General features: G+C 61.6%; 25 protein-coding genes. 16 read left to right on the top strand and 9 right to left on the bottom strand.

Annotation, left to right across the window (positions count from 1 at the left end; translation table 11 throughout):
• Positions 1 to 175: 175 nt before the first annotated feature.
• From V1294_RS16485 to V1294_RS16470, 4 genes are read right to left on the bottom strand one after another with little or no spacing between them, the layout of a single operon-like run.
• The gene (locus tag V1294_RS16485; protein ID WP_334498619.1) at positions 176 to 445 is read right to left on the bottom strand and encodes a hypothetical protein; all 270 of its coding nucleotides are present in this window, start codon (positions 443 to 445) and stop codon (positions 176 to 178) included.
• Positions 442 to 2,025 carry a PepSY-associated TM helix domain-containing protein gene (locus V1294_RS16480; RefSeq protein ID WP_334498617.1) on the bottom strand — a complete coding sequence of 528 codons (1,584 nt, stop codon included), beginning with the start codon at positions 2,023 to 2,025 and terminating at the stop codon, positions 442 to 444. The genes V1294_RS16485 and V1294_RS16480 overlap by 4 nt, the downstream gene beginning before the upstream one ends.
• 28 nt (positions 2,026 to 2,053) lie before the next feature.
• Positions 2,054 to 2,356 carry a hypothetical protein gene (locus V1294_RS16475; RefSeq protein ID WP_334498615.1) on the bottom strand — a complete coding sequence of 101 codons (303 nt, stop codon included), beginning with the start codon at positions 2,354 to 2,356 and terminating at the stop codon, positions 2,054 to 2,056.
• Between the two features lie 16 nt (positions 2,357 to 2,372).
• Positions 2,373 to 4,709: a TonB-dependent receptor gene (locus V1294_RS16470; protein ID WP_334504668.1), complete on the bottom strand. Its 2,337-nt coding sequence runs from the start codon at positions 4,707 to 4,709 to the stop codon at positions 2,373 to 2,375.
• 366 nt (positions 4,710 to 5,075) lie between these two features.
• On the opposite strand from V1294_RS16470, the gene V1294_RS16465 reads away from it, so the two are divergent.
• Positions 5,076 to 5,480 (top strand): hypothetical protein, encoded by a 405-nt coding sequence (locus tag V1294_RS16465; RefSeq protein WP_334498612.1) that lies wholly within the window; start codon positions 5,076 to 5,078, stop codon positions 5,478 to 5,480.
• Here the strand turns inward: V1294_RS16465 and V1294_RS16460 are convergent.
• On the bottom strand, positions 5,463 to 6,461 hold the full coding sequence (locus V1294_RS16460) for an aldo/keto reductase (protein WP_334498610.1): 999 nt from the start codon (positions 6,459 to 6,461) through the stop codon (positions 5,463 to 5,465). The two genes, V1294_RS16465 and V1294_RS16460, sit on opposite strands and share 18 nt — an antisense overlap.
• On the opposite strand from V1294_RS16460, the gene V1294_RS16455 reads away from it, so the two are divergent.
• From V1294_RS16455 to corA, 6 genes are all read left to right on the top strand, one after another.
• Entirely contained in the window at positions 6,456 to 6,713 is a 258-nt protein-coding gene (locus tag V1294_RS16455; RefSeq protein ID WP_334498608.1) for a hypothetical protein, read from the top strand. The two genes, V1294_RS16460 and V1294_RS16455, sit on opposite strands and share 6 nt — an antisense overlap.
• Positions 6,714 to 6,843: 130 nt before the next feature.
• Positions 6,844 to 8,271 carry an APC family permease gene (locus V1294_RS16450; RefSeq protein WP_334498607.1) on the top strand — a complete coding sequence of 476 codons (1,428 nt, stop codon included), beginning with the start codon at positions 6,844 to 6,846 and terminating at the stop codon, positions 8,269 to 8,271.
• A 242-nt stretch (positions 8,272 to 8,513) separates the two neighbouring features.
• Positions 8,514 to 9,023 carry a hypothetical protein gene (locus tag V1294_RS16445; protein ID WP_108513011.1) on the top strand — a complete coding sequence of 170 codons (510 nt, stop codon included), beginning with the start codon at positions 8,514 to 8,516 and terminating at the stop codon, positions 9,021 to 9,023.
• A 426-nt stretch (positions 9,024 to 9,449) separates the two neighbouring features.
• A complete protein-coding gene (locus V1294_RS16440) occupies positions 9,450 to 9,605 on the top strand; it encodes a hypothetical protein (RefSeq protein ID WP_334498605.1) in 156 nt (51 codons plus the stop codon).
• A gap of 189 nt (positions 9,606 to 9,794) precedes the next feature.
• Positions 9,795 to 10,655 carry a DUF4118 domain-containing protein gene (locus V1294_RS16435; protein WP_334498603.1) on the top strand — a complete coding sequence of 287 codons (861 nt, stop codon included), beginning with the start codon at positions 9,795 to 9,797 and terminating at the stop codon, positions 10,653 to 10,655.
• A gap of 101 nt (positions 10,656 to 10,756) precedes the next feature.
• Entirely contained in the window at positions 10,757 to 11,722 is a 966-nt protein-coding gene (gene corA, locus V1294_RS16430) for a magnesium/cobalt transporter CorA (protein ID WP_334498601.1), read from the top strand.
• Positions 11,723 to 11,912: 190 nt separating this feature from the next.
• On the opposite strand, the gene V1294_RS16425 is transcribed toward corA, so the two are convergent.
• On the bottom strand, positions 11,913 to 12,926 hold the full coding sequence (locus V1294_RS16425; protein WP_334504666.1) for a fatty acid desaturase: 1,014 nt from the start codon (positions 12,924 to 12,926) through the stop codon (positions 11,913 to 11,915).
• 291 nt (positions 12,927 to 13,217) lie between these two features.
• Positions 13,218 to 14,069 carry an amidohydrolase family protein gene (locus V1294_RS16420; RefSeq protein WP_334498599.1) on the bottom strand — a complete coding sequence of 284 codons (852 nt, stop codon included), beginning with the start codon at positions 14,067 to 14,069 and terminating at the stop codon, positions 13,218 to 13,220.
• Between the two features lie 404 nt (positions 14,070 to 14,473).
• On the opposite strand from V1294_RS16420, the gene V1294_RS16415 reads away from it, so the two are divergent.
• From V1294_RS16415 to V1294_RS16395, 5 genes are all read left to right on the top strand, one after another.
• On the top strand, positions 14,474 to 16,066 hold the full coding sequence (locus V1294_RS16415; protein WP_334482119.1) for an ABC transporter substrate-binding protein: 1,593 nt from the start codon (positions 14,474 to 14,476) through the stop codon (positions 16,064 to 16,066).
• A 60-nt stretch (positions 16,067 to 16,126) separates the two neighbouring features.
• On the top strand, positions 16,127 to 17,062 hold the full coding sequence (locus V1294_RS16410) for an ABC transporter permease (protein ID WP_334482121.1): 936 nt from the start codon (positions 16,127 to 16,129) through the stop codon (positions 17,060 to 17,062).
• A 67-nt stretch (positions 17,063 to 17,129) separates the two neighbouring features.
• Complete coding sequence (locus tag V1294_RS16405) at positions 17,130 to 17,951, top strand: ABC transporter permease (protein ID WP_334482122.1); 822 nt, start codon at positions 17,130 to 17,132, stop codon at positions 17,949 to 17,951.
• Positions 17,948 to 18,928 (top strand): ABC transporter ATP-binding protein, encoded by a 981-nt coding sequence (locus V1294_RS16400; RefSeq protein WP_334482124.1) that lies wholly within the window; start codon positions 17,948 to 17,950, stop codon positions 18,926 to 18,928. Before V1294_RS16405 ends, V1294_RS16400 begins: the two co-directional genes overlap by 4 nt.
• Positions 18,921 to 19,958, top strand: coding sequence for an ABC transporter ATP-binding protein (locus V1294_RS16395; protein WP_334482125.1), 1,038 nt, complete (start codon positions 18,921 to 18,923; stop codon positions 19,956 to 19,958). The genes V1294_RS16400 and V1294_RS16395 overlap by 8 nt, the downstream gene beginning before the upstream one ends.
• A gap of 222 nt (positions 19,959 to 20,180) precedes the next feature.
• Here the strand turns inward: V1294_RS16395 and V1294_RS16390 are convergent, their stop codons facing one another.
• Positions 20,181 to 21,032 carry an amidohydrolase family protein gene (locus V1294_RS16390; RefSeq protein ID WP_334498597.1) on the bottom strand — a complete coding sequence of 284 codons (852 nt, stop codon included), beginning with the start codon at positions 21,030 to 21,032 and terminating at the stop codon, positions 20,181 to 20,183.
• On the opposite strand from V1294_RS16390, the gene V1294_RS16385 reads away from it, so the two are divergent.
• Both V1294_RS16385 and V1294_RS16380 read left to right on the top strand, forming a co-directional pair.
• Positions 21,025 to 21,165: a hypothetical protein gene (locus V1294_RS16385; protein ID WP_334498595.1), complete on the top strand. Its 141-nt coding sequence runs from the start codon at positions 21,025 to 21,027 to the stop codon at positions 21,163 to 21,165. The two genes, V1294_RS16390 and V1294_RS16385, sit on opposite strands and share 8 nt — an antisense overlap.
• An 80-nt stretch (positions 21,166 to 21,245) precedes the next feature.
• Positions 21,246 to 21,764: a DUF2846 domain-containing protein gene (locus tag V1294_RS16380; protein WP_334498593.1), complete on the top strand. Its 519-nt coding sequence runs from the start codon at positions 21,246 to 21,248 to the stop codon at positions 21,762 to 21,764.
• A gap of 141 nt (positions 21,765 to 21,905) precedes the next feature.
• On the opposite strand, the gene V1294_RS16375 is transcribed toward V1294_RS16380, so the two are convergent.
• Positions 21,906 to 22,292, bottom strand: a complete 387-nt coding sequence (locus V1294_RS16375) for a hypothetical protein (RefSeq protein ID WP_334498591.1) — start codon at positions 22,290 to 22,292, stop codon at positions 21,906 to 21,908.
• 1,098 nt (positions 22,293 to 23,390) lie between these two features.
• On the opposite strand from V1294_RS16375, the gene V1294_RS16370 reads away from it, so the two are divergent.
• Positions 23,391 to 24,377, top strand: coding sequence for an IS481 family transposase (locus V1294_RS16370; protein ID WP_334494773.1), 987 nt, complete (start codon positions 23,391 to 23,393; stop codon positions 24,375 to 24,377).
• Between the two features lie 151 nt (positions 24,378 to 24,528).
• The gene (locus V1294_RS16365) at positions 24,529 to 25,905 is read left to right on the top strand and encodes a cation-efflux pump (protein ID WP_334498589.1); all 1,377 of its coding nucleotides are present in this window, start codon (positions 24,529 to 24,531) and stop codon (positions 25,903 to 25,905) included.
• Positions 25,906 to 25,910 lie beyond the last annotated feature (5 nt).

Raw genomic sequence — 25,910 nt, 5'->3', positions numbered from 1 at the left:
AGATGGCGCGTGTTTGGCGCGCATATTGATACAGAGGAAATTGGTTGCAGTGATGAAGGATGGGGCCAAACCGGGCTGGGCCCTTTTGGCGAAGAAGGATGGACCTTTGGCCAAGTCTCTAAATGAAGTCGGGTTTAGCTAGTAGGATGGATTAGTAGCGCAGCGGAATCCGCCGCTACTGACGCGGCTTGCGGCGCCTGTTGGCCAGCGCCGCGATCGCCCATCCGGAGATGGCGGCCGCGCCGACCCAGATCAGGAAATCGCTCCAGCGGCCGGCGACGCCAAGGGCGAGGCCGGGCATGAATGTCGCAAGCAAGAGCAACCCGCGTAAGCCGGGCCGCGCGGGAGCTGCGCCGCGACGCTTCGGATCGACCGCCGCAAGGAGCGCGATGCAGGCGGCGCTGGCCAGCGCGCCGGACAGGCCGAGCCAGCCGAGCAGCATCATTCGGCGGACTGCACGAAGGAGCCCGCCTCGAATGCGGCCGGCTCGCGGGTTCGCAATGCCATGGTGGCGGACAACACGCATGCGACGCCGCCGAGCGCGACCAGGACATCCATCACCGGCACCGCACTCTGCCCGGTCGCAAGCGCTGCGCGCCAATTTGGGCCGCCGGCCGCGGCACGCAGCAGCGGAAGCGCCATCAGCAACACGCCGGTCGCGCCGAACAGCAGCGGCGGGACCCGCTCGATCGATCGCATCCGCAGTGCCGGGACAACGGCGAGTGCGGCAGCGATCAGAAAGGCCGCCGGCGTCCAGAACACGGATGCCAGCGACGGCAGGCTGATGAAATAGGCCGCGGCTGCCGCTGCCATCGCAAAAGGCAGGCCGCCTCCCACCCACGCGGTCACGCGCCCGATCACGCGCCAGCCGCGCTGGTCGGCGCGTCGCCGGACCCAGAGATTCAATCCGCTCCAGGCCACGTAGGCGCTGGCCGCGCCAAGCGCAAACCACACGGCGCGCGACCACCATCCAGCGAAATTGCCGAAGTGAACCGGGCCGATCAGACCGAGCAAGGATGCCCCGAGCGACGGTTTTGTGCCGACGATCGGCCGCTCACGAATGAGTTCGCCGGTCGCCCCATTGTAGATCAGGCGCGACGCCGACAGATCGCCGCGCCTGGGCGCCGGAAATACGGTAATGCGCGCGTCGGCGCGGCCGCGGTTTTCCCACGCGGCAAACAACAGCGGCGCGTCGGAGCGCCTGCGCGCATCGGACAGGATGTCGTCGAGATTGGCGGATGCGGCAGGACGCGGATCGACCATGGGCATCCCGTTGAGCGTCGTGACCATCGCGCGCACATCGCCCTTGAACGCGATCTTCGCCAGCATCGGCAAGGCGACCGCGATGGTGAAGCTGAGATAGGCGCCGGTGAACGCGAGCACGAAGGCATGCGGCAGCGTCCAGGTGCCTGCGACGGAGTGCAGGTCGCGCAGGCCGACCAGCCGGTCACGTCCGCGCAGGATAAAGATGTCCCTGAACAAGTGCCGGTGCATCAGGATGCCCGAGACCGCCGCCACCAGCATGGCGAGACCGAGAATGCCCGTGAGGATCAGCCCCCACGGATTCGACAGGTGCAGCCGCACATGCAGGTCGACGTAAAAGCGCCCGAGCGCCGTGAACGGATCGTTGGCCGCGAGTTCGTTGCCAAAACCTTCGGCGCGCGAGACGATCCGGCCCTCCGGCCCGATCGTGGTGAGGATTCCGCGCTCGCGGCGCGCGCCGTTGATCGTCTCGTCGGTGTGGAAGAACACCCACACATTGCCGGCGGGCGTCGCCCGCAAGGAGAGGTCCTCGCGGAACTGAGCGGGCGTTTCCGCCTCCAGCCGCGCGAGCACGGCATGGAGCGGCTGGCTCAGCGGCTCGCTCGTTCCGAGCAGCCCGCCCGACCAGGCCTTGATTTCGTTCGCGAACACGGCGGCCGTGCCGGTTACGATGACGGCGTACAGCAACAGGCCCAGCAATGCGCCGGCCCAGCCGTGGACCGCCACCAGCGTCTTGGTTTCGCGTGCTTTCAGGTTAATCACGGCTTCTCCGCGGGGTCGAAGGATCGTCTCAGCCGAACAGAATAGCTCTTAACGCGATCAGGTGAATGACGGCGATGCCCGTCATGATGATCACGATGCGGCCGAGGCTCCGGTCGAGCAAGGCATAGAAGAAGATCAAGCCCCAGATCGCCGGCATGAAGAACAACGGCAACGCGATGTGGTCAACTCCGCCGCTCCCTTTGGGCACCCAGAACGGCATCACGGCGATGATGAGAACCGTGAGCCCCACGGCGCAGGGTCCGGCCAGCAACGCGCGCAGCCAGGGATGCAGGCGGCCGGGTTCCGCAGTGCTGGAGTTCGCAGCCGCCAAGTTGCCTCTCCTCACCTCAGAAATTGAACGTCGTCGACAGCAGATAGGTTCGGGGAGCGCCGAGGGATACGGCGCTGCTAACCGTGCGATAGGAGTTCCAGTACGCCTCGTTGAAGACGTTCTCGACACTGGCGCGAACGACAATCGGCTTGCCGTTCCAGGGTGACGTGAAGGTGTAGCGCGCACCGAGGTCGACTCGCGTCCACGCCGGCAGCTCCTGCGTATTCGCATCGTTGGCGTAACTCTCGCTGGTATAGATGACCCTACCCGTCAGCGTGAGCCCACGCATGAACGGAGTGTCCCATTCGGCGCCAAGATTGAGGTTTGTCGCCGATACACCCACGGGTGTATTGCCGTTGTAGCTGATAATGATCGGTCCAACCGAGACCGCTTGCTTGACCACTTCGCCGTTGATGAAAGTCACGCCGCCCAGGACTCGGAACGTCGGCGTCAGTTCGCCGAAGGTATACAGCTCGAGGCCACGATTGCGCTGCTCGCCGGCAAGTCGCTTTGCGGGTAGTACTACTCCCGGCACAGGGACCGACATCGTGTTCGGGCTGGTGATATCGAACACGCTCGCCGTGAAGGTGATGCGGCCCATATCGATCTTGAAGCCGGCTTCCTTCTGCTTGGTCTGAGCAGGCGGAATGATTTCTCCGACGTTCGAGTACGTCGTGGCTCCGGTGACAACTTCCGGCACCTTGAGACCCTCGATGTAGTTCGCGTAGAGCGAGACGTTCTCCACCGGCTTAACGATTACTGCATAGCCGGGGCTCCAGATCGGAACATCGATACTCGATTTGGCGCCGCTCAGGAGATTTACACTGTCCACACCCACCGTCTGCCGTCTGGCCCCAACGACGAACTGAAGCCTGTTGTCGAACATCGACATCGTGTCCGCGATGCCGACACTCGAAAGCTTCGTCCGGGTCTCCAGATTTTGGACGACGGTGGCGAAGTTCGGGTAAGGGATCGCGACCGGGTTGTACAGGTTTGAATTGACGGCCGCGCCGGCCTTACCGAACGAACTGTAGTCCCGATCGAAGGCCGAGTAGTTGACGGTCAGGAGGTGGTTGACGGGGCCGGTGTCAACCGAAGCGCGAACGCCGACCTCACCCGCATAATTGTCATAGACGTCGCGTCCATTGAAGGGAGCGGCCGTCCAGTTGCCGTTGGCGTTCGTAATGCGCGGCGACGGATAGATGTAGTCGATCTCGCTCTTGTGGTATCCCAACGCGCCATATGCTGTGACCGACTCGGTCAGATCGACTTCGCCGCGCGCCATTGCGAACGTGTCCCTCGGCTTCCACGACGCCCAGTCCGGCATGTAATTGGCGCCGGGCTTCGGTAAGGCTGGAACCGGAATGGTGGTCGCAAAAGGAGGGCTGGTGGTGAACGTCAGGAACCGCAGCGGCGGCGAAAGATTTTCGGCCTGGTAACCGAGATCCGCGGAGAAGCGCACACGCTCGCCGCGGTAGTCCATATTGAGTACGGCGTTGCCGATCTGATCGGTCTGCCGGTCGAACGCGGTCCGTCCGCCTCCTCCCCCACCATTGAACCGGATTCCCCATTCCTTGTGCTCGCCGTAGCGCCGTGCCACATCGACCAGCGCTCCGACTTGGGATTTGGATATATATCTCGTGGTCAACTGCGTGATGTCGAAGTCGGGCGCGCTCTTCGTCACCAGGTTAATGCTGCCTCCGATGCCACCTGCGGGCGGCATGCCGGTGAGCAGCACACCCGGCCCCTTCAGAACCTCGACACGATCGAGGAAATTCGCCGATGATGCATAAAACGGTGCCATTCCATAGAGGCCGTTCATCAAGAAGTCGCCGCTGTCGTGGTAGAAACCTCTGATGTAGAGGCCGTCGATGCCGTTGCCGGCGGGCGTCTTCATCCGGACCGACGGATCGTTGAACAGGACATCGCCGACGGTGCGTGCCTGCTGGTTTGCAATCAGTTCTGCCGTGTAACTGGTCTGGTTGAACGGCGTATTCATCACGCCGCGGTTGCCGAGCAATCCGAGGCTGCCGCCCGTCGCCACCTGTCCGCCAGCATAGGGAGCCGGCGGTGCGCCGAGCGTTCCGGTCGAAGGCGTCACATATGGGACCGGTTCGACGCGGCGAGGCGCCGGTGCAGCAACACGCCGTTGCACACGCGAGGTGGATGTCTGCGATCTCTGTGCTGCGGGCCGCGCACGTTGCTGCCCTGGAGCATCGACGGTGACCGGCGGCAAATTCGATTGCGCGAATGCTTTCTGACCACTTGCAAAATCCAGCGAAAGAGCAAGATAGCTCACCGCCCCCAACGAAATAACACGCACAACATTTCCGGTCGCAATCGCATACGTCATACTTTCACCCCAACTCTCACGAAGTCGTTCTAACTTCCCAAGTCGAATGGGCGAGTAGAAGTCATCTAAGATGATGGTGTGCGTGCACGACGATTTGCGTCTGTGACAACCGGGCAACGTTGCAAGTCGATTGCCCGAGTTGAGCGCAGTAGTTTCTAATTGTTCTAATTCTAAAGTGCTGACTGCGTTGAGCACATCAATTCATGGCGCGTGATAATTTGACGCGGTCATGCATGATTGCGAGCAACCTTAGGATGATTCAGGTTCACCCCACCTATCGTATTCAGGATCAAGCTGCTTCATATGACGAGAGCAAACAAGGTTGCCGTCACTTCCGGCGCGGATCTGCCGGACAGGATCATCCAGTTGATGACGAATGCGCCATACGCATCATTCGTCGTGCGGTGCGCTGCCGATCGCGCCGTTTTCCTTCCCGAGATCATATCCCTGCACACAAGGCGTGAGCTTTCGGAGATCAGCGGGGTCGGCCGGGCTTCGATCGCAAGGATACAGGCCTGGCTGGCGCAGCATGGACGAAGATTGCGAAGGCCAGATGAAAGCATCGACACTGTCATTTGCCATTTTGGCGTTCGACGAAAGGATCCGCATCCGTATAAGCGCCCGACCCTGCCGGTGATCACACCGCAGCCCGACGCCACGCTGGCGCCCGCGCTGCAGAATTCGGACAGCAAGATCGACGCAGCTTTGCAGGGCGGGCAAAGGCGTTCTTCACGCCGTGCCCACCATCAATGCTTATCGCGGTTCGCCTGAAAAGGCCTGCCGCAGCGCCGAAAGCCGGTCGAGCGCAGCTTGCGGCAGCGGACCTTTTTCGGCAGCAGCGAGCGCGTCCTCGAATTGTTGCGGCGTCGCCATGCCGACCAGGATCGTACCCATCGCCGGATGAGACAGGGCAAACCGCGTGGCGGCTTCGGTCAGGCTGGTGGCGAACTCCTCCTCTATCAGCGGCATGAGGCGGCGCGCGCGATCGATATCGGCATCGTAGCTCACCGCCGAGCCGATCGGCTCAGGCGCCGGCCCCGCAATCGGATGACGCTCGGCCGAACCCGACAGCGCGCCGCCGGCCAGCACGCGGATGCCCACGACCCCAACGCCGGCAGCCTGGGTCGCATCGAACAATCGCGCATAGTCCTGCGCCGGATAGCGCGCCGGCAATTCGCAGGCCGCGGATGGATTGAGCATGTTGTAGACGACCTGCGCGCTGTCGAAGACGCGCGCACCAATCATCTGATGCAGCGCCGCCGTGTCGCCGAGCGCCGTCATCCCGAGGAAGCGAATCTTGCCCTGCTGGCGCAGGCGTTCGAACGCCGGGACCACACCGTCGAGCACCTGCCGGACGCTGAGCGCCGATCCGCCGCCGTTCTCGGTGATCGGATTGTGAAGATGAAGGATGTCGACCTGTTCAAGACGCAGCCGCGTCAGGCTGCCTTCGAGTGATGCTCCGACCGCATCATCAATGCGGCCGGTCTCGCTAGCCGGCAATCGGACCTTGGTGCCGACGACGACGTTGGCCGGCTTCAGCTTTTGCAAAACGCGGCCAAGGTTCTTCTCCGATTCGCCGTCGCCGTACTGCACGGCGGTGTCGAAATAGTTGACGCCGGCGGCAATCGCCCGCGCGATGGTTCGCTCCTGGTCGGCAGCATCGCCGCGCACCATCAATCCGCCCACCGCGCCGCAACCGAAGCCCAGCACCGAAAGCCGCATTCCCGTGCGCCCAAAGACCCGCAATTGCATCGCTTTTCCTCCGAATGGTTAGAGAGAGTATGCAAGGTCGAACGGCCGTTACTCAACCTGGATATTTGCCGCCGTGATGATCGGCGCCCACAAAAGTGGAAGTGGGAAAACTTTACTCAATTCTTCTTCGGCTTGCGCGACTACCATCCCAATCACCCGCCACTGAACGGCTTCGAGACGGGCGCGGTGCGGGTTCCATTTCGCACCCGCACCGCGCTTTCCACATCGCAGTTCGATCATCACCGCAAATAAGTCTTGGCGGCGGCGTGAAAGCCAATACGCTGTGTGCTGGCAACGACGCCAGACGCACGCGTGAGTCGCAACAGGCGGTATCAGCTTTGCGACAAGAATGCGCGTGCAAGATCAGTTGAGAGGCTGTGCGATGACCGATCTCTCCTTGAAAGCCGCGACACCTGTATCACCTGCCACCACTGATGCCGAGCCGAGCCTGAATCGTGTCATGGGCCCGTGGCTCCTCCTGCTGTTCATCGTCGGTGACATTCTCGGCACCGGCATCTATGCACTCACCGGCCAGGTGGCCAACCAGGTGGGCGGCGTCGTCTGGCTGCCGTTCCTTGTCGCCTTTGTCGTGGCGCTGATCACTGCGCTGAGCTATCTCGAACTCGTCACCAAATATCCAAAGGCCGCAGGCGCCGCGCTCTACACCCACAAGGCGTTCGGCATCCACTTTATCACGTTCATCATTGCGTTTGCGGTGATGTGCTCGGGAATTACCTCCGCTTCCACGGCTTCGCGAGCTTTCTCTGCAAACATGTCGAGCGCGCTTGGCCTGGGCTTGTCGGGGTTCGGCATCACCATGACGGGTCTCGTCTTCATGGCGATCGTTGCCGCGGTCAACTTCCGCGGCGTCGGCGAAAGCGTGAAAGCGAACGTTGTTCTGACTTGCGTCGAACTAACCGGCCTGCTGATCATCATCGTCATCGGCCTGTGGGCGATCAGCCTGGGTCAGGGTGACGTCTCGCGCGTCATGCAGTTCAAGGCAGGCGATGCCGGTCTGATCTGGCCGATAATCGCCGCGACCACGCTCGCTTTCTTCGCCATGGTCGGCTTCGAAGATTCCGTCAACATGGCCGAGGAATGCAAGGAGCCGACACGGGATTTCCCAAAAGTGCTGCTCGCCGGCCTGTTCATCACCGGCGCAATCTACGTGCTGGTCTCTGTCTCGGCGATTACGCTGGTTCCGCCGGCGCAGCTCGGCGAAGGAGAGACGCCGCTGTTGAAAGTGGTGCAGGCCGGCGCGCCGAACTTTCCGGTCTGGATCTTCGGCTTCATCACCATGTTTGCGGTCGCCAACTCCGCCCTGATCAACATGCTGATGGCGAGCCGGCTCGTCTACGGCATGAGCCGCGAACATGTGCTGCCGCCGTTGCTTGGCAAGGTGCATGCGAGCCGGCGTACGCCCTATATCGCGATCGGCTTCACCACGCTGCTGGCGTTCGGACTGATCACCATCGTCGGCGAAGTGCCTGCGCTCGGCGGAACGACCGCGCTGCTGCTGCTCTGTGTGTTTGCGGTGGTCAATATCGCGGTGTTGGCGCTGCGCAAGGATAGCGTTGCGCACGACCATTTTCGCACGCCGACGATCCTGCCGGTGCTGGGCGCAATCACCTGCGCATTCCTGGCCGGGCCATGGACCGGACGGGCGATCGTTCAGTACCACGTCGCCGGGGTCTTGATCGCCATCGGCGTCGTGCTCTGGGTGATCACGATGCTGGTCAACCGCGCCCAGGGCGTCAGACCCGAGGAGCCGGAGATGGAGACGATGGGCGGCCAGGGACCCGTGAACTAGCTGCAGCCCAAGGCGACCGAGTCTGATTACGTCTTCCGCTTTCAGCGCGTACGGCGCACGCGCAGCGTAATCCGCCATCCCTATTGGGAGCGTTTGCGGTTCCAGAATTAACCCGCAGCGCGGACATAAAGCTTAACTAATAAGCTTACCAAAGGGCTTCTGTTGCTTGGTTTTCCCGAGCAGCTAACCCTTTAGCAGCATTTTTGCCTGCCCGCTCACATTTTCATTCAAGGAGCATTGTCATGGCGCAGTCGACCAAACCGCCGATCTTTGATGCGATCGATCTTGAACGCGAGATCGAGGAAGAATTTCGAAAGCTGCCGCAGGATCGCGAATCCCAGCCGAGCGATTTCGCGCCGCCTTCGGTACGCGCGCCGGATCTCGCGCTGCCCGACTATGTCGAGCATCGCGACGGGGCCACCGAGATCGGCAAGCTGTCGGCGGAGGCTGTTGTCCGCGAATACGAAGCTGTGGCGAAAGACATCGAGGCCCTCGGCGTTGAGCTGGTCGAGCACGTCAAGCAATGCGAGGCCATGAGCCGCGAGACGCTCGTCGTGATCGATGAGCTCAAGGAAACCGCGGAGCGATACCGCCAGGAGGCCAAGCGCGTCTTCCTCCAGATTGAGACCTATTCGCTGGTGATGGCGGAGGTACGCAAGACCTGTGCTGAAATGAGGGACAAGATCGCAGCTCCGGCCACCGTTCGAACCAAGCCAAAGAAAAATGAGCCCCGAGCCGCCCAGGAAGGCTGAGGTCCAAGGCTGAGGTCCAAGGCTGGGATCCAAGGCTGAGGTCCGAAAATTGCCGGTTGAGCCCCATACACCGCGTTAAACTGAAGGCCCCCGCAGTAAACAGAGGTCCGGTTCGATCACCTCGTCGTAGCGCGTTTGAACCGATGATCGGAAGGTGCGGCGGGGAGCACCACAAGGCGAATCAAGCGCAGCGTAATCCGCCATCTTATTTGGGATGCAGCGGCGGATTACGCCGAAGCCTGTCATCGGGCCGTGCTTTTGCGCGGGACCCATTGGGCTAATCCGCCCTCCGCGCAGTCAGCGGGCATGGAACCTTTATGACGTTCCTATACCGCCGGCCGGCTCGTCCTCTCGATTTTATATGCCGGCAGACCGATCTCTCGCGTGCGGTCGAAAATCACGACCGAACGGAATGGAGAATGAGCCATGTCTGCGCAAGCCGTTGTTTGGGAATGGCGCGCCCTTTTGGCGGAATGGATGTCGAAAAAGTCCATGCGCCTGGCCGTGCTGCTCGGCGGCCTTCTGGCCGTCAGCATCGCGGTCAACGCGATGATCATCCTCGCCGACGGCAGCAGGCCATAAGCCCGTTTCCTGCGTTCCAGATGTCGCCGTGGTCTGGATGACATATGGAACTCAAGTTTCATGCGGCTCACGCGCCGGTGAAGTTGGGATATACTCGGGTCAGCTTATCAGGGCTTTGGCCGGTTTGCTCTTCGGCCAACGCGTTGTCGTCCAGGTGCCAGGCAGGAGTTAAAGCCAGGAGTTGAAGCGGTGACCGACGTTGAATCGAAGCTGCAGGACATGACCCCGGCGCCCGATGCCGTTCCCCTTTTTGGCCCTGTCACATCGGAAGTGATGCGCTACCTTGCTTCCATTGCAATGACCGCCGTCGCGACGGTCGTGGCTGTCGGTGTCGACACCAGGGTGAGCATTCCAAACCTGTCCCTGGTGTTTGTCGTTCCGGTGATCATCGCGGGCGTCAGCCTCGGCCTGGGCCCGTCACTCTGTTCGGCGATCCTTGGCGCCTTGGCCTTCAATTTTTTCCTGACCGAGCCTCGCTACTCGCTGGCCGTCGACGACGCGGCGAACATCTGGGCGATTGGACTGCTGCTTGTCGTCGGTCTCATCGTGAGCGGCGTTGCCTTCACCTCCCGCCAGAGGGCGACCGAGGCGGCACTGCTAAGAAGACAGACGGCTATGCTGCAAGGCTACAGCCGTGACGTCGTCGCGGCCGGCAATACGAAGGCGATCGTCTCGATCACTTCGCAAGCCCTTGCCGCGCTCTTCCAGGTTCCTGCCGTCGTGATGCTCGTTACGGAGGGCGACAGAGTGGTTTCCCTAGAGAGAGTCGGCGACGTAGAACCCCAGGAGGCCGAATTGGAGGCGGCGCGATCGTCGCTGGCAACCGGGACTGTCATGCGCAGCGACGTCTACCCGAACCTGGCCTCGCGGTTTGACTTTTGGCCTGTGAAGACGGCCGAAGGCCCGAATGCCGTCATTGGACTAGCATTCGACCCGGACGAACGCCCTTCGGCACCAGATACGCTGGTCAGCATCGTTGTGCGTGTCTTGGCCCTGGTGCTTGACCGTCAACATGCACGGGGGAGAGCCGACGCCCGGCCCGCCGGTTGAATCCGCGGGCGCGAGCGCTGCAGGGACTGCAACAAATGTAGCCAAGCGGCTCAATTGATTGGATGGTGCACCCCGCTCAATAAGTTCGGAGGAAGCTCGTTGTGAGCGTCGTGGCAGCCCACCTGTATCGTAATGGCAAGAATGTAAAAGTCGTTTCCTTGGACGAGCCTATCGATTGCAAGGGAAAATCCGAGTTTGTCTGGATCGGCTTATTCGAGCCTTCGGAACGAGAACTTGAGCAACTTGAGAAAAACTATGGACTCCATCCTCTTGCGATTGAGGACGCATTCAAAGCCAACCAAATACCGAAGGTTGATGTTTACGGCGATCAACTGTTTGTAATGACACGCACCGCTCATCTTGAGCGCGACCACATCGCCTATGGCGAAACCGCAATTTTTGCCGGGAAAAATTTCATCATTTCGGTTCGGCATGGCTCGGCACGGGCGCATAGCGAACTCCGCGCGCAACTCGAAGCGGCGCCTAGCCTGCTGGGCCAAGGCCCAGACTATGTTCTCCACGCCATCCTCGACTTTATCGTTGATGGCTATCTCCCGATTGTCGAAACGATCGAGGAACGCGTCCTAGCCATGGAACAAAGCGCTCTCGACAACTTCCTCAGCCGTGCAGAGGTCAAGCGGATCTTCGGGCTACGCCAGGAACTGATCCGGTTTAAGAGGATCATCGGCCCCATGACGGAGGTTTGCGGCCGGCTTGTCCACCTTGATACACCGTGCCTCGATGCTAACGCTCGTCCCTATTTCCAGGACGTCCTGGACCACGTGCGACGCGTCGATGCGATGGTGAACTCCTTGCGAGACGTTCTGACTTCGGTTTTTGAAGTGAGCAATCTGCTGGAGCAGCAGCGTCAGGGCGTGATCACGCGGCAGCTGGCCGCTTGGGCCGCGATACTGGCCGTACCCACCGCGATCGCCGGGATTTACGGCATGAATTTTGAAAATATGCCCGAGTTGAAGACGCAATACGGCTACTTTATCATCGTCGGCATTATCGTCCTGCTTTGCACGGTGCTCTACGTGCGTTTCAAGCGCGCTCGATGGCTTTGATGGCGGCGTGTAGGCCGGATTAGCGCAGCGTAATCCGCCATCTTACTTGAGACTTGGCGGCGGATTACGCCGGAGCCTGTCATCACTGCGCGAGCGCAATTGCACTCATGGCGGGCCGCGCTTTTGCGCGGACCCGTTGGGCTAAATCCGCCCTCCGCCCTACGCGCGGCTTCCTGAAAATTCCCGGGACTCAGATTTCCCGGAACGACACCAGGCGGCGCTGCGCCTCGTCCCATAATACAAGCCGTACACACTGAAAGCTCTGCAGGAGCGTGATGCGACCGACGTCGCGCAGCTCAGGATGGTCGTGCAGCACGCGCGGCAGCCGGTAATAGGGAATACGACTGCTGAGGTGATGCACGTGGTGAATGCCGATGTTGGCCGTGAACCAGCGTAGCAGCGCCGGCAGTTCATAATGTGAGCTGCCGTGCAGCGCGGCTTGACGCAGGTCCCAGCTGTCGTCGCGGTCCCACATCGTGTGCTCAAACTGATGCTGCACGTAGAACAGCCATACGCCGGCCGTGCCGGCCAGGAGCGTAATCGGAAGGTGCACGAGCAGGAACGCCTTGATGCCGATAAACCATGTGAGCACGGCGACGATCACGGCAATCGCGAGATTGGTTGCCATTGTACTGGCCCAGGGCTGCCAACCATTGCGCATGAGGCCGACCGGGAGCCTCTGTTGCAAAAGAAACAGATAGGCCGGCCCGACCCCGAACATGATCAGCGGGTGGCGGTAAAGGCGGTATTTCAGACGGCCCCACCAGGGAAGCGCCCGGTATTCGCGCACGGTCAGCGTATCGAGATCGCCGATACCGCGGCGATCGAGGTTGCCGGTGGTGGCATGATGAATCGCATGCGAGCGGCGCCAGCAGTCGTAGGGCGTGAGCGTGAGCACGCCAATGACGCGGCCGACCCAGTCATTCGCCAGACGGCCGGCAAAAAAGGTGCCGTGACCGCAGTCGTGCTGGATCATGAACAGGCGCACGAGAAAGCCGGCCGCCGGAATAGCGATAAGTAATGACGCCCAGGCATGGCCGAGGGAGAACGTGAACCAGGCCGCGGCCCACAGCATCACCAGCGGCAGGGCCGTGATCGCCAGTTCGGCAATGCTGCGCAGCCGACTTGGGGTGCTGTAGTTGCTCAAGATGCGCTGCCAGCGCCGGGCCTTGAGGACGTCCTCGCCGCCATCAGGAGGATGAATGGAGGCAGGTTGAATGAAGCCAGCGCCCTCTTGCGTGGTAGAGCACTGCACAGCTGTCTTATGCAAAGAGATATTTCCTTCTGACGGTGCACGTAGGATCGAGACACCGACGGATCGGCACCTTCGTCGGTTGATCGATTTTTGGGGAAGGGTCTGAAACGTGCGTGCCTGTCAGTGGCAAGGCAAAGCGCCCAGCAGTTCGGCCAAGTGTCGATTATCCGACATATGGACACGAATTGGGGGAACGTCAAGGACTGCGGCGGGGGGTTAGCGGGGTTCCCCTCGGGCGCGCTAACCTTTCTTCGGCGACCAGCCATAGGCCTTGATGCAGGCGCCACCCATCAGCATGGCCCGCTCGGCGTCATCAAGGCGGCTGGTCTTGAGGAAGGGCTCGACGGCCTGCTCGTAGTTGACGACTGCAAACGCCCGCGTCCAGTCCGTGCCCCACAAGCAGCGATCGAAGCCCCAGGCATCGAACACGCGGGCGAGCGGATCCCAAATATCAGGGAAAGGATACGGCTCGCGGGACAGCGTGCAGGCGCCGCTGACCTTGATCACGGCGTTCGGACGCTTGGCGAGTTCGAGCACCTTCGGAAGGTCGGCCCAGGGCTCAAAAGGCTCGGACGGCGCCGGCGGCACGCGCGGCTGCAGGATGCCCAGATGGTCGATGATGAACCGCGTGTCAGGATGGCGATCGATCAGCGCCCTGCCCGCGTCCAGATTGTCCCAGCACAGGAGGTTGAGTGGAAAATCGTAACGAACGGCCGCGCGCGCAATCCGGTCGAGGCCGGGATCATCGGTCGCGCGCTTCTCCTCCTTCCTCAGCATGATGCGGATTCCGACCGCCCCCGGCGTCTTCTTCCACTCCGCGACGACGTCGGCTACATCAGGGTCGTCGGGGTCGAGCGGCTTGACGATGGCGAGCCGGCCGGGATGGGCCCGCTGCACTTCCACGGCATAGCTGGCATCGTAGCGGTACAACGAAAAGGCGGAGATAAAGATCGCGCCGTCGACGCCAACCTTGTCCATCGCCGCCACCATCTCGTCACCCGTGACGTGATCGGGCCAGTTCGGCACACTGTGCCAGGGCCGCGTCGGACTGTTCGCCTCATAGGCATGAACCTGGGAATCGATGATCGGCATCGGCGCCTCCGCTCTGTACCGGGAGATTTTGGACAATGCGGCAGGCTCGTGTCCAGAGCAACGGCGCCATGCGTTTGCGGTCGCTGACGGCGCGCAGCGCGGATTGGCGCAGCGTAATCCGCCATCTCATTTGAGCTGCAGCGGCGATTACGCCTTCGGCTAATCCGCCCTACGCGCTCCGACTGACCGAAGATTATGCAATGTCGAATGCCGTTACTCAACCTTGATATTTGCCGCCGTCCAGATGGCGCACCACGTGCTTCCGTTCTATGGTCGTCCCACCCCTCGCGCTGACGCTGCACAAGTATTGGTCCCGATCGCCATAATGGGGAGCTTGCGCCTGATACGCTGCGAGTGGTCAACTCGCTGATCGGAATACTCCTGCACTGTCGGAGAAAACCGTGATGTTCAAGAAGATTGCGATCGTGGCTGGTTTGGGACTGGCACTCGCCGCCACGGCGGAGGCCCAGACACCGCGCAAGGGCGGAACCATTCGTATGACGGCGCCCTATGGCTCCAGTTTCTCCAGCATGGACATCCATACGACACAGCGCGCCCAGGACGAGATATTCGCCAAAGGCCTGCATCGCTCGCTCTACTTCTGGGATTCCGCTGAGGGCAAGCCGGTTCCGGAGCTTGCCAAGGAGGTCACCGTCTCGGGCGGAGGTCTCGTTTACACCTTCAAGCTGCGCGACGACGCCTATTTCCATCACGGCCGCAAGATGACGGCGGATGACGTCATCTGGAGCTTCAATCGCATCATGGACGGCTCCAAGGCCTATCCCGGGGCGCGTTTTGTCCGCGTGATCGAGGGCGCGGCCGAGGTCGAGAAGGGCCAGGCCAAGGAAATCTCCGGCCTGAAGAAAATCGACGACTTCACGCTTGAAATGAAGCTGACCGAGAAGGTCGATCCAGGCTTCTACTTCTTCACCGCGATAACTTCGATCTATCCCGCCGACGAAGGCGCGAAGGAGGGCTTCATCCAGAAGCCGATCGGTCTTGGGCCGTTCAAATTCGTCGAGCATGTGCCGGGATCGCGCGTCGTTCTGGAGCGGTGGGACAGGTTCTACAAGCCCGGCAAGCCGTATGCCGACAAGCTCATCGTCTCGACCATGGGCGAAGCCGCGGCGCGCGACGTCGCCTTCCGCAACAAGGAAATCGACACCTCTGTGCTGGGACCTGCGCAATACGTCGCCTATCAGGCCGACCCCAACCTTAAGGGCACTATCGCTGAAGTCGCCGAGGTCTTCACGCGTCACATGGGGATGAATCCGGGATTCAAACCGTTTGCCGACAAGCGGGTCCGGCAGGCGATCAACCATGCGATCGACACCGACCTGATCATCAGCAAGCTGGTCAAAGGCAAGGCCTATCGCGCGACAAGCTGGCTGCCCCTGACCTCGACCTCGCCGCTCTACGACAAGACGATGAAGCCCTACGCCTTCGATCCCGCGAAGGCGAAGCAGTTGCTTGCGGACGCCGGCTATCCCACCGGCTTTGAATTCGAATGGACGACGAGCCAGAATGAAAGCTGGGGCCTGCCGATCGTCGAGGCCATTATTCCGATGTTGGACAGAGTGGGCATCAAGGTGAAGGTCAAGCAGGTCGAGACCGCGGTGCTGGCGGAGGTCCTTCGCAAGGGCGACTTCCAGGCCTATGTCTATTCCATGGCGACCGGCCCGGATCCCCAGGCAGCGCTGAAATGCTTCTACTCATCGACACCGCAATCAGCCTGCAACTACACGACCTTCAAGAACGCGGACTTCGACAAGATGATCGATGAGGCCGGTCAGACCGACGACGCCGCCAAGCGCGTCCAGCTGCTGCAAAAGGCCAATGCCCTGCTCTATGACGAAGCGCCGGTCTGGTTCTTCAACTATAACAAGGCGGTCATGGCGGTGCAGCCGTGGCTCAAGGGGATTCAGTTGAACGCGACGGAACTGACCCATCAAAACGTCGAAGACCTCTGGGTCGACGAAACCTCGCCCGCGAAGTGACACGCGCGCTCACCCTCCCTCCATCGCAAGCAACGATGGAGGAAGGGAGAAATAGTTGCAATGCTCGCCTTCCTGATCCGTCGAATCCTGCAAACCGTTCCGACCGTGCTGGCTGTCGTGCTGGTGATCTTTGTGCTGTTCAGCGTCGTTCCGGGCAGTATCGTATCGAGCATGAGCGATGACGGCCGGGGTGCGGCGGACCCGCAGGTCGCGGAGCGCATGAAAAAGCAGCTCGGCCTCGACGATCCCGTCTACGTCCGCTTCGGCGCCTACATTGCCAGGCTCGCGACAGGCGATTTGGGGACGTCGTTCCGGACGCGCGAGCCGGTCACGACCATGATCGCCAAACGAATGTGGCCAACGTTGCAATTGATATTTGCCGCCATGATGTTTGCGATTGTGATCGGCGTACCGCTCGGGTTCATCGCAGCGCTCCAGCCGGGCGGCATCGTCGACACGATCTCAATGGTCGTGGCGGTCTCCGGCCTTTCAATGGCTAAATTCTGGCTCGGGCTGCTGCTGATGTACCTGTTTGCGTTGAAACTCGGCTGGCTGCCGAGTTTTGGCTATGGCGATGGAGGGCTCAAATATCTGATCCTGCCTGCGGTGACGCTCGGTGTCTCGCCAATGGCGCTGCTGGCACGGACGACGCGCGCGGCGGTTCTCGAGATCATGACCGCGGATTTTGTCCGGACGGCGCGCTCGAAGGGCATGAGCGAGACCCGGGTCGTGAAGTGGCATGTGATGCGCAATGCTCTCGTCATCATTCTCACGACGATCGGCCTGCAATTCGGCGCGTTGATGGGACAGGCGGTCGTGGTCGAGAAATTGTTCTCCTGGCCGGGCATCGGCTCGCTGCTCGTCGACAGTGTGCTGCAGCGTGACATTCCCGCTGTCCAGGGCTCTATTTTCGTTGTGGTGCTGTTCTTTCTCGCGATCAATTTGTTGATTGACGTGCTCTATGGCGTGATCGATCCCAGGATCAGATACGCATGAGCGCCGGCCGGCTCCATCATGCCTGTGCGCGATTGACTGAATCGCCTGCCCCGGCGGGGCGGCCGCGATGAAGCTCGGAGCCAGTCTCATCATCGGCGGGGCGTTGTTCGCGCTTGCGATCTTCGTCGGCCTGTTTGCACCCTGGCTGGCGCATACCGATCCTGTCATGGATGCCAATTTGCTGAATGCGGAAGAGCCACCGAGCTGGATCTGGTGGTTCGGCACCGACGCGCAGGGCCGCGACATTTATTCCCGCGTCGTGCACGGCGCGCGCATCTCGCTGACGGTCGGCATCGTCTCGCAGTTGGTCAACAGCGTCATCGGTGTGACACTGGGCGTGACCGCAGGCTATTGGGGCGGCTGGTGGGACGACGTCGTCAATGGCCTGACCAATCTGATGCTCGCGATCCCCTCGCTGATCTTCGCGCTTGCCATCATGGCGGTCCTTGGACCCGGCCTGACCAGCCTGCTCATCGCGCTCGGGTTGACCAACTGGTCGTTCACTTGCCGGATAGCACGGGCGTCGACGCTGTCGCTCAAGAGCCAGGGCTATGTCCAGGCGGCAAGGGTGCTCGGCTACGGCGATCTGCGCATCATGATCACGCAGCTGCTGCCGAACATGCTGGGACCGATCATTGTCATCGGCACACTGGGCATGGGCGGCGCGGTATTGGCCGAAGCCGCGCTTTCGTTCCTTGGCCTCGGAATCCGCCCGCCCTATCCAAGCTGGGGCAGCATGCTGTCAGAGGCCCGCGACCAGATCACAACGGCGCCGTGGCTCTCGATTTTCCCCGGCCTCGCCATATTCTTGACGGTGCTCGGCCTGAATCTGCTCGGCGATGGCTTGCGTGACGTTCTCGATCCACAGTCGCGGAGCCGGCGCACATGACGAGCCCTCCTCTGCTCGAAGTCGAGGATTTACGCATCGATCTCAACGACCGATCCGGCCATGTCGCGGCGGTCGAGGGCGTTTCATTCCGCATCGATCGTGGCGAGACGTTCGGCCTTGTCGGCGAATCCGGCTGCGGCAAGAGTATTACAGCTCTCGCTCTGATCGGCCTGTTGCGCCAGCCGCTTTCGATCGGTGCCGGTGCCATACGATTTGACGGCCGGGAGATCCAGAGACTTGCCGCGGCCGAGCAACGCGCGTTGCGCGGCAATCGCATCGCCATGATCTTCCAGGAGCCGATGACGGCGCTTAATCCGGTTTCCCCTGTTGGCCGGCAGATCGCGGAGATGTTCGTGCTGCACAAGGGCAAGAACTGGCGGGAAGCCAACCAACTGGCCGTCGAGGCGCTGGCGAGCGTCCGCGTCCCCGCACCCGAGCGACGGGTGAAGGATTACCCGCACCAGCTTTCGGGCGGCATGCGTCAACGCGTGATGATCGCCATCGCACTCGCATGCGGGCCGGATCTTCTGATCGCCGACGAGCCGACAACCGCGCTCGACGTGACGGTGCAGGCGGAGATCATCGAGCTGATGCGGAATTTATGCGCCGAGCGAGGTACGGCGATTTTGATGATCAGCCACGATCTGGGCCTGGTCGCCAACGTCTGCCGCCGCGTCGCCGTCATGTATGCCGGTCGCATTGTCGAGGAGCGCGGCTCGGCCGATATCTTCCGCGTATGCGCGCATCCCTATACGCAAGGCCTGGTCGACTCGCTGCCGCGGCTGGGGAGTCGCGCAGCTCTTGGCCGGACGCGGCTCAGGGAGATCGCGGGCGTCGTACCGGCGATCGCGGATTTCCCGGACGGTTGCCGGTTCAATCCGCGTTGCGCGCGGGCGACCGACATTTGCCGGGCCATCGCGCCGGAGACGACATTGCTCGGTGCAGGCGGACTAGTCAGGTGCCATCACCATGCATGAATCTGCGCAGAGACCTGGCGACGATGTCATCCTCAGCGTGAAGGATCTCGCGGTCCATTTTCCGGTTGGCGGCGGCTTGCTGGGTGGCGGCCGGCGGCTGTTGCGTGCGGTCGACGGCATCGATCTCGAACTGAAGCGCGGTGAATGCCTCGGTCTGGTCGGCGAATCCGGTTGCGGCAAGTCGACCGTCGCGCTTTCGATACTTGGCCTGCAGATGCCGACGCGGGGCCGCATCGTGCTGGACGGGCAGATCGTGACGGGCCGGCAATCGGGCGATCGAAAGGCATTGGCCCGCATCGTACAAATGGTGTTTCAGGACCCCTACGCCTCGCTCAATCCACGCCAGACCGTTCGTCGCACGCTTGAAGCCCCGCTACGCCTGCATGGCGTGACGGCCAAAAGCGAGATCGACGGGCGCGTTGCGGCGATGCTCAGGCATGTGGGCCTCCGGCCCGAACAGGCCGGCCGCTACCCGCATGAATTCTCGGGCGGCCAGCGTCAGCGCATCGGCATTGCTCGCGCGCTGATCCTCAATCCCAAAATTGTCATCTGTGACGAACCTGTATCGGCGCTGGATGTCTCCATCCGTGCCCAGATCATCAATCTGCTGTTGGAATTGAAGGAAACTCTCGGCCTCTCCTACATCATGATCAGCCACGACCTCGGTGTTGTCGAGCACATGAGCGACAGGGTCGCCGTGATGTATCTCGGCCGCATTGTGGAGACAGGCGACTGGCGCGAAATCTTCGAACGACCGGCGCACCCGTATACGCAAACCCTTATCGCCGCCATTCCCGATCCGCTACGCCGCGCACCGCTCGCGACGACAAAGGGCGAGCCTCCCAATCCGCTAAGTCCGCCAGACGGATGTGCGTTCAGTCCGCGCTGTCGTTACGCCGAAGCCGTGTGTCATCGTGAGCCTGGGCCATCGCTTGAAACGCGTCCCGACGGACACTCGGTCCGCTGTTGGCGAGCTGACGAGATTGCCGGTCAGACGACGTTGACTTCGATGGAAAGCGAGCATCCCTAGGATGGAATGCAGGTTTGCTATGGGGTCAAACTCAGAAGAACTCACTCCGAGCAGATGTCCTTCGAATTACGATGACTTGCGTAGGGCGGATTAGCGCAGCGCAATCCGCCATCTTCTTTGAGACGCAGCGGCGGATTACGCCTTCGGCCAATCCGCCCTACGCACTCCAAGTAGATGTCTTCCGAATTACGGTGACCGTGCTGGCGTGTTACCGCAATAGCGCTATTCTTTCTTCGGCGACCAGCCATAAGCCTTGACGGAGGCACCGCCCATCAGCATGGCCCGCTCGGCGTCGCTCAGGCGGCTGGTCTTGCGGAAGGGCTCGACGGCCTGCTCGTAGTTGACGACGGCAAACGCCCGCGTCCAGTCCGTGCCCCACAAGCAGCGATCGAAGCCCCAGGCATCGAACACGCGGGCGAGCGGGTCCCAAATATCAGCGAAGGGATACGGCTCGCGCGACAGCGTGCAGGCGCCGCTGACCTTGATCACGGCGTTTGGACGCTTGGCGAGTTCGAGCACCTTCGGAAGGTCGGCCCAGGGCTCAAAAGGCTCGGACGGCGCCGGCGGCACGCGCGGCTGCAGGATGCCCAGATGGTCGATGATGAACCGCGTGTCAGGATGGCGATCGATCAGCGCCCTGCCCGCGTCCAGATTGTCCCAGCACAGAATGTTGAGTGGAAAATCGTAACGAACGGCCGCGCGCGCAATCCGGTCGAGGCCGGGATCATCGGTCGCGCGCTTCTCCTCCTTCCTCAGCATGACGCGGATGCCGACCGCGCCCGGCGTCTTCTTCCACTCCGCGACGACGTCGGCCACATCAGGGTCGTCAGGGTCGACCGGCTTTACGATGGCGAGCCGACCGGGATGGGCCCGCTGCACTTCCACGGCATAGCTGGCGTCGTAGCGGTACAACGAAAAGGCGGAGATGAAGATCGCGCCGTCGACGCCGACGTTGTCCATTGCCGCCACCATCTCGTCACCCGTGACGTGATCGGGCCAGTTCGGCACACTGTGCCAGGGCCGCTTCGGACTGTTCGCCTCGTAGGCATGGACCTGGGAATCGATGATGGGCATCGTCGCCTCCGCTCTTTTGCCGGCGATTTTGGACAATGCGGCCGGCCCGTGTCCAGATGGCAAGAATGCCGCGCTGCAATGCGTCCAGCAACATCCGCTGTGGCCGGAAGCGGATAACGACTTGAACGGCTGACCGCAGATGTGGCGCAATTACAATTGCGCCAACTTACAACTTGTGGTTTTTGTCCATGGTCAATGAGGGTCAGGCTTGTTATGCGGCGTCTTGTGGTGTGGGCTTTGGTGTTCGGCCTTGTAGCTTCGTTCGGTGGGTGCAAATCATCGACGGTTTCCGAAGTGGCGCTTGAACCTCCGCCTCAAACCAAACCGCGGGATGCCCGGCTCGCGAGATTATATTTTCTGCGCGAGAAGGGACTTCCCGGCGCTGAGGTGGGAATCAAGGTCGATGGCAAGCCGGTCGGTTCGGTAACCAAGGGGTTCTATTTCTTTTCAGAAAAACCGCCGGGAAGATACCGGATAGCCTGCGTCAATCCGATCATGATGGATTATGAAGCCGAAATAGAAATTGAGGCTGGAAAAACCTACTATTTCGGCATCGGTACGCCGCAGGTGGCAGCACCCGGTCAAAATCTTCTCAATCAGGCTCTTGCCGGCAGCAGCGGAGAGCAAATGCGGCCGACGTCCGCGCTCATGGCCGGCTTTTCCGGCGCCGCCCTCTATCAAATCGACGCAGCAGAGGGAGCTGCCGTCATCGGTCAGTTGAAGCCACAATAGCGCGGGTGATTGGCGGCGTTCGCGCAGGGGGAAGTCGGCTATGTCCAATTCTGGGAAGAAGCAATGATGAGATCCGTTGAGCGTTCCGGCCGCAAGTGGGCGCGCTAACGATTCCACGAAGGTGGCCAAAAATCCTGCTGATCAACACGGCGCCCCCCCCGAGAACGCACGGAGAGAGATCCGCACACCGCGGAACTTGAAAGCGGCCCTGAAAGCGCGGTCCTGCGAAAACAAACTCGCGGCTCCGTTATCCAGTTCAAGCGTGACGCTCGGTTGATGCTGCGTCATCCCGAAGATCGACAGATCGGACGTATCGTAAAACATAAATCTGTATTCGAGGCCGTCATTCCCTTGCTCGCGCCAACGGGACGGGCCGCCATCCGGCAGCGGTTGCACCTCGAGTCCAAGCCATATGTTTCCGGCGAAGTCGATAACGAGCCTTCCGGGCCGCAGGCCGTTCAGCTCCGGAACCGTGTTAGGGAAAGCGCTGCGGATCGCTTGCGGATTATCTAGGTAGTCGGGCCACATGCTACACGGTCTCTCGCTGCGGTCACGTGGCGACTGTAATACAGGTGACGGATCCGCCGCTCAACTCACGAGAACGGACCGCTGTACTGCACGCGGGGCCGCCCGTGATCCAGCGCGAGCCAATGGGGACATTAGGTGCCGCGCCGGTCCATAGCGAGGTGTGATGGCGCGACCGAAGATGAAGGTCCGCAATGGTCAAAGCTGACATAATGGTCAAGGCTGACATCCGGTATGGACCAGCTACTAACTCATGCAGCAGCATTTGAAGTCAGCGCGCCCCCTGCGGGCTCCTTCAGTTCGCCGCTTTGGTCTAATGGTTTAGGAGTTAGGCAAACGGCCGTGCGGCGCGTTGCGAAAATCGATTTTTCTCGAATAGGCAATTTCTCTAGCAACTTCAACGTGATTTGCCCCGTCCAGTCGTCGCATTAAAAATATACTGCTTCGCCGCAGACCCAAATCACCCTTACAAATCCCGCCATCCCGTCCCGGTAGAGGGGCGTTGGCCATCGTCACGAACGTTGGGGCGGGTTGCGGTGGACGCGGCAGCGTTGGGCGCGTGGTGGTGTTGGCAGGGCGGGCCTTGGTCCGTGAGCGAACACAACGTGCGGACGACTGGCGCTGAAGCGTACGGCAAAGCCGTGTGGTCCTGGCACCCGTTGCTGGTGTCAAGCCGGCGGAGGAAAAGTCGACCCAACCGGGTTCGGCAATCCTTTAATCCGCCGGCGACGGAGGCAAGAGGAATTCGTCTCCGGGGAGAGCGCGGTATAAGCCGTCAAACCACTGCGCAGGGAATGCCGGGCTGCTCCGGCTGTACCTGTATGCTCGTGTGCGCACTTTCTTGTGCACGTTGCACACGAGACCGCGGGTGCAGCAAGCACCCGGCATTCCCTGCGCCCTCTTCTTCTTTGAGGGACAAGATTCATGCAAACCTCGGGCGCAAGGTGCCGCGAGAATGCGAAACTGTATCCACGTCATTGCGAGCGAAGCGAAGCAATCCATTGTCACCTCCCCCACAGAAAGATGGATTGCTTCGCTTCGCTCGCAATTGTGCATGTTCACTAATTCGCTGATTGGATCGCTCCTCTGGAGGACGATCCAATGCGCGATAACAGCTATGACCGGACGATTGAACGCAATTACCTGCAGAAGTGGCGGTTCCTGATCCCGGAGTACGAGGCGGTAAAGGCGGGCCGGTCGAAGCTGTTCAAGCGGGTTGGGGATTTCTACCGCCACCACGGAACCTGCTCGCAGACGTTCCGCAAGTATTACAACCGCTATCTGCAGAGCGGCGATGAGGCAGATTTGTTGCCGCGCCGCCGTGGACCCAAATGGCGGGAACGGCGCGAGCCAGAGGGCATCGAGGCGGAGATCGTTGCATGCCGGCAGAAGGGTATGAACCGCTACGAGATCCATGCCGTCTTGCGCGAGCGGCGCGACACGATACCCTCGCCCTCGACCATCTATCGGGTGCTGACACGCTATGGGCTGAACCGCCGCACGCCGGCGATGCGCGAGGAGAAACGCCGCATTATCAAGGACAAGCTCGGAGAGCTCGGCCACGTCGATCTGCATCAATTGCCGCGCGATATGTTTCTCGCGCCACCCCCGGCCACGGCCTACATCGTCAGCCTGATCGACAGTTGCTCGCGGCTGGCCTGGGCCGAGGTCCTGACCTCCAAGAAGGCGCTGCCGGTCATGTTCAAGACCCTGAAAATGATCAACACCCTCAACGTCACCTACGGGCTCGTCTTTACCGAAATCCTGTCCGACAACGGCGCCGAGTTCGCCGCCCGCACCAAGCCGGACGAGCATCCGTTCGAGGCCATGCTGCTCGAGCTCGGCATCAAACACCGCTACACCAGGCCCTATCGGCCGCAGACCAACGGCAAGGTCGAACGCTTCTGGCGCACGCTCGATGAGGACGTCATCGAGGGCGCCACCTTCGACAATCTCGACCACTTCGCCAACGAACTGTTCGAGTACCTGATCTACTACAACAACCACAGGCCCCATCAGGCCTTGGCAGGGCAAACTCCCAAGGCCTTCGCCGCTACCAAGGCCACCGCGATCCAATCAGCGAATTAGTGAACATCGACAGCAATGACGAGCGGTTAGCCCATAATGACGGCCCTTCAACTCAGAACAATTCGCAACAAATCGCTCCTGCGAGTGAGTGGCGATTGCGCTTCCGATTGTCGGCTTTAATCTTACCTGACGCCCTGCTAAACCGCCGCCCATGAGTCACACCCCCACCATCAAGACCAATGTCGCGGCGATCTCGATTTTCGCCAGCGCCGGCATGGCTGCGGCGAAATTCGCGGTCGGCATTGCGATCGGCTCGCTGGCGCTGATCTCGGAGGCCCTGCACTCCTCCGTCGACGTGGTCGCGACCGTCATCACCTGGCTGGTGGTGCGGGTGTCCGACCAGCCGGCCGACGAAGAGCATCATTACGGCCATGGCAAGTTCGAGAGCCTGTCGGCGCTCTTTGTCATCGCGCTGCTCTACGTGCTCGCCGGCGGCATCCTGGTCGAGTCCTGGAGCCGCCTGCGCGAGGGCGCAGCGCCGCCGACGCTCTCGGCTGTCCCCTTCGTGGTGCTGGTGATCGACATTGCCGTGAATTTCTGGCGCGCGCGGGCGCTGCATCGCACGGCGCGCGAGACCCGGAGCCAGGCGCTGGCGGCGGACGCGCTGCATTTCGCCTCCGACGTGCTCGGCTCCATCGCCGTCATCATCGGGCTGGTGCTGACCGGTCTCGGCTATGCCTGGGGCGATTCGGTCGCCGCCATTGCGGTTGCCGTGATGATATCGATCCTCGGCCTGCGGCTCGGGCGCTCCACCATCGAAACGCTGCTCGATCGCGCGCCGGAGGGCGTGGCGGAAAAGGCCGCCGCCGCCATCCGCGCGGTGCCGGGCGTGGTCGGCGTCGAGCGCCTGCGCGCTCGCATGGTCGGGCCGACGCATTTCATTGATGCCATCGCCAAGGTGCCGCGCACCTACCCGATCGATCGCGTCGAGGCGATCAAGAAGACCGCGCAGAAAGCCGTCAGCGAAGCGCTCGGCGACGCCGACCTCACCTTCACCGCGATGCCGGTCGCGCGCGACAATGAGAGCGTGCGCGAGCGCATCATGGTAATCGCCCGCAATTCCGGCCTCGCCATCCACCATGTCACCGTGCACGATCTCGGCGAGAAGCTGATCGTCGGCATCGACCTCGAAGTCGACGGCGACATGGAGCTTGCGGCGGCCCACGAGGTGACCCGCGTGCTGGAGCGCAACATCCGCGAAGACTTCGGCGAGGATGTCGAGGTCGACACCCACATCGAGCCGCTCGATCCGGAACTGCCGCACGGCACCGACGCCGCCCCCGAGCGCATCGAGACCATCAAGGCCGCGCTGACGCGCTTTGCCGGCAACGGCGCGATCCATGACATTCACAATGTGCGGGTGCGCGACACTGACGCGGGCGAAATCGTTAATTTCCATTGCCGCGCCGCGCCGTCGATGAGCGTCGTCAAGGTGCACGAGAACGTCGACGAGATCGAGCGCGCGCTGCGCCGCGCGTTTCCGACCATCAAGCGCGTGATCAGTCATGCCGAACCGCCCCGTGCGTAATTTTG

The sequence above is a fragment of the Bradyrhizobium sp. AZCC 1678 genome, assembly GCF_036924765.1.
In the GTDB taxonomy this organism is placed as follows: Bacteria; Pseudomonadota; Alphaproteobacteria; order Rhizobiales; family Xanthobacteraceae; genus Bradyrhizobium; species Bradyrhizobium algeriense.
Note: the sequence above shows the minus strand (reverse complement) of the source record. Positions and strands in the feature narration are given on the sequence as shown.

Excerpts from the sequence above, each read along its gene's own strand:
- V1294_RS16365 (WP_334498589.1), top strand. The coding sequence starts at position 24,529 with ATGAGTCACACCCCCACCATCAAGACCAATGTCGCGGCGATCTCGATT.
- V1294_RS16415 (WP_334482119.1), top strand. The coding sequence starts at position 14,474 with ATGTTCAAGAAGATTGCGATCGTGGCTGGTTTGGGACTGGCACTCGCC.
- V1294_RS16445 (WP_108513011.1), top strand. The coding sequence starts at position 8,514 with ATGGCGCAGTCGACCAAACCGCCGATCTTTGATGCGATCGATCTTGAA.
- V1294_RS16405 (WP_334482122.1), top strand. The coding sequence starts at position 17,130 with ATGAAGCTCGGAGCCAGTCTCATCATCGGCGGGGCGTTGTTCGCGCTT.
- V1294_RS16460 (WP_334498610.1), bottom strand. The coding sequence starts at position 6,461 with ATGCAATTGCGGGTCTTTGGGCGCACGGGAATGCGGCTTTCGGTGCTG.
- V1294_RS16400 (WP_334482124.1), top strand. The coding sequence starts at position 17,948 with ATGACGAGCCCTCCTCTGCTCGAAGTCGAGGATTTACGCATCGATCTC.
- V1294_RS16375 (WP_334498591.1), bottom strand. The coding sequence starts at position 22,292 with ATGTGGCCCGACTACCTAGATAATCCGCAAGCGATCCGCAGCGCTTTC.
- V1294_RS16450 (WP_334498607.1), top strand. The coding sequence starts at position 6,844 with ATGACCGATCTCTCCTTGAAAGCCGCGACACCTGTATCACCTGCCACC.
- V1294_RS16395 (WP_334482125.1), top strand. The coding sequence starts at position 18,921 with ATGCATGAATCTGCGCAGAGACCTGGCGACGATGTCATCCTCAGCGTG.
- V1294_RS16370 (WP_334494773.1), top strand. The coding sequence starts at position 23,391 with ATGCGCGATAACAGCTATGACCGGACGATTGAACGCAATTACCTGCAG.
- V1294_RS16380 (WP_334498593.1), top strand. The coding sequence starts at position 21,246 with ATGCGGCGTCTTGTGGTGTGGGCTTTGGTGTTCGGCCTTGTAGCTTCG.
- V1294_RS16485 (WP_334498619.1), bottom strand. The coding sequence starts at position 445 with ATGATGCTGCTCGGCTGGCTCGGCCTGTCCGGCGCGCTGGCCAGCGCC.
- V1294_RS16440 (WP_334498605.1), top strand. The coding sequence starts at position 9,450 with ATGTCTGCGCAAGCCGTTGTTTGGGAATGGCGCGCCCTTTTGGCGGAA.
- V1294_RS16390 (WP_334498597.1), bottom strand. The coding sequence starts at position 21,032 with ATGCCCATCATCGATTCCCAGGTCCATGCCTACGAGGCGAACAGTCCG.
- V1294_RS16470 (WP_334504668.1), bottom strand. The coding sequence starts at position 4,709 with ATGACGTATGCGATTGCGACCGGAAATGTTGTGCGTGTTATTTCGTTG.
- V1294_RS16420 (WP_334498599.1), bottom strand. The coding sequence starts at position 14,069 with ATGCCGATCATCGATTCCCAGGTTCATGCCTATGAGGCGAACAGTCCG.
- V1294_RS16410 (WP_334482121.1), top strand. The coding sequence starts at position 16,127 with ATGCTCGCCTTCCTGATCCGTCGAATCCTGCAAACCGTTCCGACCGTG.
- V1294_RS16385 (WP_334498595.1), top strand. The coding sequence starts at position 21,025 with ATGGGCATCGTCGCCTCCGCTCTTTTGCCGGCGATTTTGGACAATGCG.